This window comes from Hansschlegelia beijingensis (assembly GCF_045505405.1).
Lineage (GTDB): Bacteria > Pseudomonadota > Alphaproteobacteria > Rhizobiales > Methylopilaceae > Methylopila > Methylopila beijingensis_A.
Genome location: NZ_JBJKEX010000407.1, coordinates 1 through 2,536, shown reverse-complemented (window position 1 = coordinate 2,536; position 2,536 = coordinate 1). Strand labels below are relative to the sequence as shown.

General features: G+C 65.9%; 3 protein-coding genes and 1 pseudogene. 2 read left to right on the top strand and 2 right to left on the bottom strand.

Annotated features, from left to right (window positions below; all coding sequences use genetic code 11):
* Nucleotides 1-223, bottom strand: a 223-nt coding sequence (locus ACIKT0_RS16795) for a hypothetical protein (protein WP_407106518.1), incomplete at its 3' end; no start/stop codon positions are given.
* A 190-nt stretch (nucleotides 224-413) separates the two neighbouring features.
* Between ACIKT0_RS16795 and ACIKT0_RS16790 the strand changes: the two genes are divergently transcribed.
* Both ACIKT0_RS16790 and glnA read left to right on the top strand, forming a co-directional pair.
* Complete coding sequence (locus ACIKT0_RS16790; protein WP_183396273.1) at nucleotides 414-752, top strand: DUF3240 family protein; 339 nt, start codon at nucleotides 414-416, stop codon at nucleotides 750-752.
* Nucleotides 753-824: 72 nt separating this feature from the next.
* A complete protein-coding gene (gene glnA / locus ACIKT0_RS16785) occupies nucleotides 825-2,234 on the top strand; it encodes a type I glutamate--ammonia ligase (RefSeq protein ID WP_407106519.1) in 1,410 nt (469 codons plus the stop codon).
* A 78-nt stretch (nucleotides 2,235-2,312) separates the two neighbouring features.
* Here glnA and ACIKT0_RS16780 read toward each other — a convergent pair.
* Nucleotides 2,313-2,536 (bottom strand): annotated as a pseudogene (locus ACIKT0_RS16780) (hypothetical protein); the annotation flags it as partial.

The window sequence follows — 2,536 nt, the reverse complement described above, 5'->3', positions numbered from 1 at the left end:
CGTCCGGCCAGCGGCGCTGCGCCGACGCGGCGACCGCGCGGCCGGCATTGTCCATGAGCGTCGCGCCGCTCACCCCGGCTGCGGTCGAGGCGCGGTCCACCTCGCCCATGCCTTGCGGCGACAGAAGCTCAATCATGGCGGCGTCGCCGCGTTGCGATCTGCCCTGCCCAATAAGCACGCGGCCACGACCGGCCGGCGGGCAATCTTCGGCATATTTTTTCATCAACCTGCCTAATTTGCGATCATTACGGATAGGGCCGACTTCTGTTTCACTCCGTGACGTCGTAGGACACCTTGACGCCTTCGGCAGGGAGAGCGGCTCTGCAAATTGGCACGCTTGCTGCTATCAGACGGCGTCCCGCCCGCGCGGCTGCCCGGCGGCGCGGCCGGACGGGACGAGGAGGCTCAGCTACGTGAAGAAAATCGAAGCGATCATCAAACCGTTCAAGCTCGACGAGGTGAAGGAGGCGCTGCAGGAGGTCGGGGTGCAAGGCATCACGGTGACCGAGGCGAAGGGCTTCGGACGCCAGAAGGGCCACACCGAACTCTACCGCGGCGCCGAGTACGTGGTCGACTTTCTCCCGAAGGTGAAGATCGAGGTCGTGCTCGCCGACGAGATGGTCGAGCGCGCCGTGGAAGCGATCCGCAAGGCCGCGGCGACCGGCCGGATCGGCGACGGCAAGATCTTCGTGTCCCCGGTCGAGGAAGCGATCCGCATCCGCACCGGCGAGGTCGGCGTCGAGGCGATCTGATTCCGAGGACGTCCGCCGACCGGCCGACGTCCCCAGCCCAAGAACCAGCTCAAGGATAAGACAAGAATGGCGATGAAATCTGCCGCCGACGTCATGAAGTTCATCAAGGACAACGACGTCAGATATGTGGACCTGCGCTTCACCGACCCGAAGGGCAAGTGGCAGCACGTCACCTTCGACATCTCGATGGTGGACGAGGATTTCTTCGCCGAGGGGCAGATGTTCGACGGCTCGTCGATCGCCGGCTGGAAGGCGATCAACGAGTCCGACATGCTGCTGATGCCGGACGTGAAGACCGCCTGCATCGACCCGTTCTTCGCCGCCTCGACGCTGTCCGTCGTCTGCGACGTGCTCGAGCCCACCACCAACGAGCCCTATGAGCGCGACCCGCGCGGCACGCTGGTCAAGGCCGAGGCCTATCTGAAGTCGCTCGGCATCGGCGACACCATCTATTTCGGCCCCGAGGCCGAGTTCTTCGTGTTCGACGACGTCCGCTTCGCCGCGACGCCGTACAACACCGGCTTCAAGCTCGACTCCGACGAGCTGCCGACGAACTCCGACGCCGAGTACGACACCGGCAACATGGGCCATCGCATCCGCACCAAGGGCGGCTACTTCCCGGTGCCGCCGATGGACAGCGCGCAGGACATGCGCGGTGAGATGCTCGCCGCAATGGCGGCGATGGGCGCGAAGGTCGAGAAGCACCACCACGAGGTGGCCTCCGCCCAGCACGAGCTCGGCCTCAAGTTCGAGGAAGCCGTGCTGATGGCCGACCACACGCAGGTCTACAAGTACTGCATCCACCAGGTGGCGCAGAGCTACGGCAAGACCGCGACCTTCATGCCGAAGCCGGTCTACGGCGACAACGGCTCGGGCATGCACTGCCACATGTCGATCTGGAAGGACGGCAAGCCGCTGTTCGCCGGCGACAAGTACGCCGGTCTGAGCCAGGAGTGCCTCTGGTACATCGGCGGCATCATCAAGCACGCCAAGGCGGTCAACGCCTTCACCAACCCGACGACGAACAGCTACAAGCGCCTCGTCCCGGGCTTCGAGGCGCCGGTGCTGCTCGCCTACTCGGCGCGCAACCGCTCCGCGTCCTGCCGCATCCCGTTCACGACCTCCCCGAAGGCCAAGCGCGTCGAGGTCCGCTTCCCGGACCCGTCGGCGAACCCCTATCTGTGCTTCGCCGCGCTGATGATGGCAGGCCTCGACGGCATCGTGAACAAGATCGATCCCGGCCAGGCGATGGACAAGGACCTCTACGACCTGCCGCCGAAGGAGCTGCGCAAGATCCCGACCGTCTGCGGCTCGCTGCGCGAGGCGCTCCAGTCGCTCGACAAGGACCGCGAGTTCCTGAAGAAGGGCGGCGTGTTCACCGACGACCAGATCGACAGCTTCATCGAGCTCAAGATGCAGGACGTGATCCGCTTCGAGCACACGCCGCATCCGGTCGAGTTCGACATGTACTACTCGGTCTGAGAACCATCTCCCGCGAGGCTTCGGGCCTCCGGCTTCAGGGGACGCCGCAAGGCGTCCCCTTTTTCGTCGGCCTGCCCTTCAGGCCGAGTGTGCGGCGAGAATCCGGGCCGCGCAGAGGCTCGCCTCGGTCTCCGACAGCACCCATCCGTCCACCACGACCGTGCGGTCGTCGGCGAAGTCAAGCGCGCACTGGTCCTGCACCAGCGTCCTGCGCGTGGTGGGGCACTCCTCGCCGATCGCGCGCCGCATGAGCGGGCGCTCGGTCAGCGCGGCCGCGAGGCCCGGCAGGTCGCTCGCGAGGC